This window comes from Candidatus Omnitrophota bacterium (assembly GCA_028699255.1).
Taxonomy (GTDB): domain Bacteria; phylum Omnitrophota; class Gorgyraeia; order 2-01-FULL-45-10; family 2-01-FULL-45-10; genus FEN-1322.
In genome coordinates this window covers 1-9,053 of record JAQVUX010000018.1, presented here as the reverse complement: position 1 = coordinate 9,053, position 9,053 = coordinate 1, and the positions used below count along the sequence as shown (strand labels likewise).

Sequence of the window (9,053 nt, the reverse complement as noted above, 5' to 3'; positions counted from 1 at the left end):
ATCCTACCTAAGTCTGTGCGCTCGGTCTTGGTCGAGCTTCTGTCGTTTATTTCCCCTGTCTTAGGATCTATCGTTATCGTTGCTATATCGCTTAATACGATCTCGCCGGGCTTGGCAGATTCATAAACGGTGGCACTTACCTCGTAGTGGAGCTTATCGAGGCCGTTAGATTTAAGTTTATCCGATATATTGGAGGCGATATTCTTGCCATTCGGCAGATAGCCTGCGATTATGCTTAATAGGTCGAGGTTGGTATCGGCGATATTGGCTATTACATTACCTTCGATATCTGTAACCGTTATCGCGGAGGATGTTCTTTCGATCGTATATTCTACAGAATCGCCGAACTTAAGCGTTACCTTCTGGCCGTCACGGAGCCTGCCTTCCGAGGCTAAGCTGAAGGCGGCGAGCATCACGATACTGTCTTCTGTGGCTATGCCTTTTGCCTCGGCTATCTGAGTTACGCACGTGTTCATGGCGCCGAGGGTGCCGAAGTGTACCTGGGGCGCCAGGAGACTGGCGCCGGTCATGACGGGCGAGGTAGTCATTGGCTGGGCGAGGGCGTCGATAACCGTGGATCGCAGTGCCTCAGTTTCGACTGGAGACGCGTTAGCCGGGATGATTTCACGGGGGGCGGGCAGTCCGGCGGACTGAGCGCGCTCTACAGTAGTCAGCCACTCCGCATGTTGCATAACCCCGCTCTCGTAAGGAGTCGGGAATCTTTCTTCGGGCGAGGCGGTCTCGGATGGAATGCCTTCAGACGTTTTTGACACAATGCCGCTTCCAAGATCGGCTTGTGCCGGCGAACTTAAATCTGCCCGGCTTTTATTCTGTTCGGACTTTTCAGTCAAGCCGGATAGACGTGACCAGATAACGCGGGTTACATAACTTGCCGTGGCGATGCCTGCAAGCATACCGGCGCCGATAGCGCCTATAGTAAGAATGTCCGTAACGGGCATTCCTGTATAACTCAATGCGCCTGCCGCTGTAAGTGTTGAGGTAGCGCCGAACGCCGCCGTCATCGGCTGTACGACAATGCCTCGCCTGTCATTATCAACACCGGGCTTACTAATAATCTGCTCGGCTTTAATGGCTTGCTTGGCCAAGCTATCCAAATTATTTAAGAAGGCCTCTTCAAATAAATCTGTCGCTTCGGGTTTCTCTGCGTCGTACAACGGAGTGAGCAGGTCTTTAACTTCACGGGCAATCTCGATCTCTTTACTACGCGAACCATCCGAATTACTTCTTTGCAAATCAATAACCAGGTCGATGACCCTTCCGAAATAAGTTTCATTATCTTCATCGGGGTGTTGGACCAGATCATTATCTAATATAAATTGCAATACCTCGATTTCTCGCGCGCGATGATCCGCGAGAGCGGCGCGGCCCTGCATCCTTTCCGCCACAGCTATTCTATCAAGGTAGGTCATTTTTTCGCTGACCATTCCGGATAAAGAGGCAGCAACCTTAGGCCGCACAACGACCGGCGTTCTCTGTTGTAAAGCTTGCGCCGAAACGTTATCGGGCGCACCTGGTAATTCTAATCTTTGCGGTTCCTCGTTTTCCGCAGAGAAAGGCTGTCTCGGCATCTGCGGAATCTCCGTCGTAGCGGTGGTAGTCATCTCCTGCATAGAAGCCCTGGCCGCCGCGAGCTTTGCTATATGCTCCGCCAGTGAGACTCCGCCAAAGGTAACAGCCGAAGGATCGACGGCCTCTATCGCTTTTAACGACCGTATGGCCTCATCAAGACAATCGGCGGCAGTGCTATTATATGGTACCGAACCGGGCATCGGACTATTTCTAACTGCCTGAATCGCAAGATTATAAGAATCTATGTTCTCCTGTATGACTATGGCTTTCCATATGGAGGCAAGCATTGTAATTCTGTCCGTCACAATAATCCCATCGGCAAACGCGGCCTCAGGATCGACATCGGCTATTCTTTGTAATGAAAAAGCGGCTTTCTCTATGGATATACGGGCTGTCTGTAAATCACCGGAGGCTATAGCGCTATTATATTTTCCCATGGCCAACATATAAATTGGGAGATTAGAGTCTATGGCTTCCTGTATTACCGATCCCTCTATCGCCCTGTGGCCGGAAATTATTCCATTGCTGTCGAGCGCGCGGAAAGGTAGTTTTTCTAATCCGGATGATTCGCCGGATACAGCCTGGTCCACAAGAATACCCTCGGAGACAGCATATGAATACGGTAATGACAAGGCTTCTGTCGTAAACGTCTGCGTGGCTTCGGGCATATTAGGCGCCGCGGCCAACATATCTTCAGAAGACGCCACGTCCGGATATTCTCCAACGGCAAGCGTGGATTGCGGTAAAGCCGTATATTTCTGCAGAGTCCGCCGTTGCGCGGCATCCATAACAAGCGGTGAGATTCCAACCGCATCGAGTTTTGTATGGAACACGGCATTATACACATCGCATATCTCCGTCAAGGTATAAGCAGTGTGGTCGGACGTTTCTGCGCTCTGTTTGGAGCTCAGATTTTCCATTATACCGGCTATATTAAAAGCATCCATTCTTGGGTTAATCGAAGCCGCCCTGGCCATCTCAGGGGTGATGGCGGAATATATCTTCATCGCATGTTCGTCTTTTGAATCAATGCCGATGAGAGCGTAGACCCTCTCTTCCGTAGTATTGTGAGCTTTTGCGAATTGGCCTACCTTATCGGATGATAATACGCCGCCGGAGGTTTCGAGTTCGGTTTTCAAATCGGACACGAGAGTGCCGAGCGGGTTATTCTCGACCTTGTTCAAATAGTTATCGGCCGATGCCTTAAGAGACGACGAGAGGAACGGCCTTATGGCGAAGTTCTGGGCGTAAACGGAACCGAGATACTTTGCCCAATCGACGGGGTTCTTCCAGCTAAAAGAGCCGGCGGCGTTGGCGCGTAACTTCTGCGCGAAATCCATCATCGTCATGCGTCCATCGATAGCGGCGATGACATCGCTTACGGAAGCGGTGGCGAATAATTCTCTATCAGATACCGCCGTTTCAATAAGCGCGTATTTTTCCGCGGAGCCGGAGACTTTCGCGACAAGCGCGAGAGCCTGCGCAGGCTCGATACCGAGAGCGTCGGCGAGCTTACGGATATCGGCCATTTTGGCTTTACCGATATTTTTAGCGACTTCGCCCAGGCTCGAATATTTCGCGAAAATCTTCGGCGCAAGTTGCGCAAGAATAAATCCGGTAACGGCTACGGACGGATCCTTACCCGTCATTATCCTGGCCGCTTCCACAGCGGACGGCGCGTTCACGTTACTAAAATCGGAGGCGTTGGGTCCGGCCTTGAACGAATCAAGAGCGCCGTTCATATTTGTAATGGCCGTCGCCGTACCGGCCAATACCGATGGAGACAAAGACTCATAGAGTAGCGTTAAAATATTATTGTCGAGATTGCCGGAACTTGAGGCAAGCTCCGTCATCTGCTGAAGCGTTACTTCCGCGTTACCGCAGAGGGCCTGGCCGAGCGAGGTAAGCGCAACAGCCTGCGCGGATGTGGAGCCAAATTGGCTTGTGACAAAACCGTTCCACGCCACAGCCCTCGCCCTGGCATCGGATATCGAAAGAGCCTTTACGACCTGATCGACCAGTTCGGCCGAACTGGTCTTCCCTATCTTATCGCTTCCTGCACGTTCGAGACTTTCCCTCGCGGAATCCGCAATACTCACCACGGTATCTTTTCTCCCGAACGCGTCATAGTTGGTTATCTCATGCGACGGCAGTATGTCGCCGGCAAAGTTCTTCAAAACACCGCACATCTCGAGAAGATCGGACGAGCGGCCGAGCGTCATGCCTTCCTTTACATCGGCTATCCTGCTCTCAAAGTCGCCCGGCAGTTTTCCGGTCCTGTCACCATCGGCTATCATATCGACAGAGCGCTCGGTAAAGTCAATCATGTTGCGCGCTAAGGTATCGCTCGCCTTCACATTGCCTTTAAGATAGTCTATCACCGCGTAAGTCTGTCTTGCCATCTGAGAAACGGAATCTCTGAAATACTTGTATCCCAGGCCTTCTTCGCCAGAAGTAGTGTCTTTCGGGGCGAGGTTACCGGCAGGGGTATTGAATGCCAGAACCTCCCTTAATTTGGCCTGAGCCATCGCCTTAGTTTCCGGGAGCACTCCGGGCATCTCTATTATATTGCGCAATAACATGACAGCGCCCATCGTATTTAACGTATCGGAGATGGTATGCTCGGCGGCTTTGGAAACAGAATCGGCAAGGTGGAGATAGCTATTCAGGCATATGGCGTCGAGTAGAAGGCCTGCCTTGTCGGCCGCGCTAAAAGGATTATCGCTCCGCATCTCGGAAGTCATGGCGCCGAGCCAGTCCTTAGCGGTGCCGCCCTCAACCGCTTCTTTAAGACGCGCGATGGTCGGGATATCCGTCAGGCCGGAGCGCTGAGCCATATCCATGAAAACTTTCATTACGCTATCGCTTTTAGCGAACTCGCCTATCTTTTCCGCCATACGGCTGAAGTTTATGTCCAGCTTATAGGACGCGTTCTCGCCGTAACGGCCGATGCGGCCTAAGAACTGCGTAAATACGTCGGCCTTCAGAAGATCGGCGTTTCCTATTAGCATCGTGGCGTTGAACCTATCCGCGATGTCGGCGCATTTGGCCAGATCCCTTCCATAATTTAAACCTGTCATGCCGGCTCGCGCGACTAAGAATATGTCGCCCTGCTTGGCGCCTTCGGCCAAAGCGGTCGGGTCTACCACTTCACCGTCTATCACCTTTCGACTGTCTATTATATGTACAGCGTAACCTTCACCCTTGAGCGTAGCGGCCATCGCATCCGCAGTTTTGGCGTCGAGGGTTATGTCTCCGTATATAACGCTGTGGTTACTACCGTGCTCAGCCTTCTCAGCTTTTATCCATGTTACCATCTGCTCGGCTTGCGTAAGCGACAGATCCCTTGTGAGTAAAGCGCTAGAAAGCGTTTTCCCGGAAGCGAGCTTCTCCATTATCTTTACGCTTATGGCATTATAGATGTCTCCGGCGCTTATATTCCGAATCTCGCTTCCAAGCCTTCCTTCGGTCATTACTCCAAGCATCTCTATGGAGGCGGAGGCGCCCTTCATGAATGAATACGTGCCGGCAAGAGCTATGGCGGTTGAGGCCTGGTAAGCCGTCTCGCTGACGCTTATAGATTCGGGGGACAGCCCCTCCTTCTTCATTATAAAATACTGCGTCCAGACGTCGCTTATTACGGAATTGTCCATCCTCTCGCCCGACTCGTCCATCGGCCTTATCTTTCCGGTGCCATCCTCGAGGCCGTAGAAACATTCCCTGGCCGCTCTTTGGATTTCCTGGCGTGTAGCCTCTGGCGCTCTATCGACATCGGACATGGAGACGGTGTTCTTCACATATAACGCTCGCTCAAGCATATAGCGGTCGCCGCCGTCTATAACACCCGCTTCTTTATCGACGCGCAGGTCAACCCCGGCCTCTTTGAATTTTTCTCCGGCAATGTAAGAGATAGTCTCGACGCCTCTGGGACCTATCAGGATGCAAGCTTTACTGTCGCGCGAGGCATTAAACTTATCTCTATCGCGATATACTGTTATGCCGTCGCCTACTCTCATAACCGCGCTCCATACACGGTCGCCTATTTCAGCGCGGGCGGCGTCTTCGGAGAACTTCGACGGGTTGAAATCCCTGGCGTTATCGGCCACTATCGCTGATATCTTGGACTGGATAGTCTGATGGAATTCGTCTATCGTAGTGCAGTTGGCTTTCAGCATGGCTATTTTAAGTTCGGCGCTGTTACGCCATTCGTTTACGAGGTGCTGTATCGTCGCCGAATCGGAAACGAGCACTTTATCGGATGAATTGAAGAGTTCGCGCATTCCGGATGTCATTAATTCGTGGTTTCCGGAAGAAGAGTCCCATCTGGCTTTGAGGTTTTCCGCCTCAAGCCCGACGGAACGGAAGAGGGCGTCGTTCTCGTTGCCCTTCGTCGCGTACTGGCCTAAGTTACTCTCCGCTATTATCCGTATGCGGGCGTCGTCGCCTAAGGCTATTTTACGCGCCATGGCATCTAACACTATCGGATATGTCTTACCGGTACCGGTATTCATACCTGTGGTTATATCGCAGAGGAGCATCATAAGCTCTATCTTCTGTCCCGCGTCAAGCTCCACACCGCCGGACGTCTTCATTTTAAGCGCGGTATCGAGAAACGCCATCGTCCGCCCTACATCGACGGAACCGTCTTGCCTCAAAAGGCTCCCGCGGCCGCCAAATGCTTCGAGAAGATTGGATTCATTGCGTGATCTCTCTAAAGAAGCCGTCTCCTGCCGAGCCGTGTCATACGCCGAGATAAGCTCTCCGGCGCGGGCGGAAACACCCTCTTCCTCATATATATCCTTGTAGGATTTTCCGTCGGCGCCTGGCTTTTCGAGCCAGAACTTAATGATGTTCTCGGCCACCCGGCCGGAGTTAAAGTCCCTGTCCTGGGAGCCTTCCCTGAATCCGCGCAGGCCGCCCAATATGCCGCTTATATTCTCCCCTCCGGCAAGCATGTCCTTAAGGGCAGTCGTAACCTCCGCGCGGCGCGCTGTGTCAGTTCCACGGATAAAGCTCTCCGCGGCAGTACTATCAAGACCCGCGCGTTCACACGCTTTCATTACCATCTCGCGAATAACCGCCGAGGTCAGCGCTTCGGCGTCTTTCTGCATGGGCGCGAGTTTCTGCTGTGCCTGGCGATACGACGAGGAAAGTTCAACCACAGCCCTTGTGCTTACGCCTAACCTAAAACTCTCCAACGCCTTTGTAACCACGAGTTTCGCGAGCCCAGATTCTCGCCCGAGCCGAACACCGCCGGATAGCTTAAGCTCCGTCGCGGCCTTGACAGCCTCGGCGTGCTCTTTCGTCGCATCCAGACTACCTCTCAAATATCCGCTATTCTCGGCAAAAAGGATAGTTCCTTTTAAATTTCCGTAGAGGGCGCTATCAATCAGCGCCATTAAAAGGCCTCGCTCGTTAATGGTAAGACCTGCGATATCATTTTTATTTTCTTTAAGTCTTCCGTCCAGTTTATCGGCGGCGGCTTGTAAAACATCTCCGGACGCTGTCCTCCACGAAATCTCGGCAAATAGCTCGGCCTTCCACCTGTCAACGGCGCTCATCGTGCCACTCTTCTCGATCTCCACCACTCTCGCTCTCAAGGCGTTGCCCGCGGAGGTGTCCCTTGTAAGCGAACGCGCCATGACACGGGCCTGTACGGAGGCGGCGTCAAAGAGAGCCTCCGACATCTTCGGACCGAATTTTTCGGCAAGAGAGGAGACTCTGTCGGCGAAGTCGCAAACTCTATCGGCACCCTTTAGTCCGCTATTCACAGCCTGAGTGTGAGCATCGCCGGCTAAACGAGCCGCGTATACCTCTCTTAATGTATTCGTGTCAAATTTAGTTTCACCGAATTTCGAAAGGGTAATATCTCCGGAGGCATCGGTGATACGACCAAGATCGTTCCTTGTCACAGTACTTAAATCCCCCGTCAAGATAGCGGTGGCGACCATAGAATGCTGGGTCGCTTCAAGACAGGCGAGCATCGTAGCCTTAGGGTTAACCTTACCCAGCACGACGGATGGATCCTGCCTTATAGCATCAGCCATCTCTTCGTAACCGCGGCCTTCCCAGCCTGCGGCCGATTCAAGACCCTTGGCAATCCTCTCCGCCGCGGCCTGTCGAACAGCCTGTTCCGACGTCACATCTCTTCTTAAACTATCCGTAACGCTATTCAGCGCCTCGCGCGCGCTAACACCGCTACGCTCCATGGTATCCATAGACTTCAATATTTCGGTTTGATACTCGGCACTGATGAGGCCGTTTCTACGAGCCTCGGCGCTTATCCTTAAGAACTCCGCGTGTTCGGCCTTTAACGTTGGGGAGTTTGTCATAAGGAGTATAGCGAACGCCAACTGCTGTTTTACGAATTCGCCGAACCCGACACGCTGAGTTTCATTTACGCCTTCGCCACCGAGTTTATATATGAAATTATCGTAGTTTAGCGCACTGCCTATTATGGCGAGCTTGAATCCCATCAACGCGTTGTTCGATATATACTGTCCTGTTTTCGCGAGGGCAAGCGCGGATTTTTCGAATAGTCCAGAGGCTTTCTCAAGCGGCGTCGCGGCCCATTTATTAAACTCCCCGGCCATCGATCCTTCGCGAAATTCCGCGAGGTTTCCGGTAATAGCGCTGGCTACAAGCTCAAGAGCGTATAGCGCTCTGCCGGCCACACCGCCTGCCTCGCCCCATCCGGCGCGAATTACGTTAAGAGTAGAGGCGGCCGAGACGCTGTCCGGACGATACCCGCCGGCGATCGCAAGGGCAAACCCCATGATGAATCCCGGGGCGGGCGACTGCGCTATCTCAGTGAAGTAATTTCCCCATGACCAGTTATTGGCGAATATCGTAAACGGATTCTGCCAGTTGCTATTCGCGAAGCCATTTATAAGGGTAGACCTTACGCCTTCGGCAAGCGAAGCCATAATAGCTGTGCCGATCTGCATTGCCGGCGAAAATACCGCCGTCATGAATGGCCAGCTTACGGCGGTCATAACAGGCTTCAAGACCATGTTCGGCACTTCGATGCCGAGCGAGGCGATCCTCGTAGAGCCGAAAGCAAAATCGTTTATGACTGTCTTCGACCAGGCGAGCTGTCCTATGCCGTTTTTGGACATGCCGTACAGGATGAAACCTGCCGCGGTTATTCCGTTTAGAACCGACACCGCGAAGTTTTCGGCTATAAAGCCGGATGAAGTCCAGATATCACTTCTATCGTGCGCGAGAGAAACCCCGACCGAAATCGGCGTAACTACCGCCATGCGGTATATGCCGCTGGTAAGGCCGCTCGCCAGAGTGTATCCGCCCGCAGTGCCGGCGCCTACCGCCAGATCCGCCAGAATATTCCAACCGCCAAGGCCGCTACCCCAACCCGCCCCGCCTAAAGCCCTGTCGATGACGCCTCCCATGGCAGAGACGGCGCCGTAACCTGCCGCATTTAAAACCGTTCTTGACAGAAGCGT

At 52.8% G+C, this 9,053-nt stretch carries 1 protein-coding gene; it reads right to left on the bottom strand.

The window, feature by feature from the left end:
* Positions 1-9,053, bottom strand: a 9,053-nt coding sequence (locus PHS46_08205) for a hypothetical protein (protein ID MDD3906483.1), incomplete at both ends; no start/stop codon positions are given.